Below are 209 nucleotides of genomic sequence, written 5' to 3'. Positions count from 1 at the left end.
CGAAGGCGACCCCCTCGAAGCCATCCTCGTCAGCGGCCCGGCCAACGGCACCCTGACACTGAACGACGACGGCTCGTTCACCTACACCCCGGACGAAAACTTCAACGGCACCGACACGTTCACCTACAAGGTCAACGACGGCACCGAGGACTCCGACACCGCGACCGTCACCATCACCGTCAACGCGGTCAACGACGCACCGACCACCA

The 209-nt window shown here is 64.1% G+C and carries 1 protein-coding gene; it reads left to right on the top strand.

The window, feature by feature from the left end:
- Positions 1-209 (top strand): cadherin-like domain-containing protein (locus BHQ18_RS28885; protein WP_165614609.1); only part of this gene is annotated, 209 nt, incomplete at both ends.

Origin of the sequence: Mycolicibacterium flavescens (genome assembly GCF_001722335.1) — a bacterium.
Lineage (GTDB): Bacteria > Actinomycetota > Actinomycetes > Mycobacteriales > Mycobacteriaceae > Mycobacterium > Mycobacterium flavescens.
Note: the sequence above shows the minus strand (reverse complement) of the source record. Positions and strands in the feature narration are given on the sequence as shown.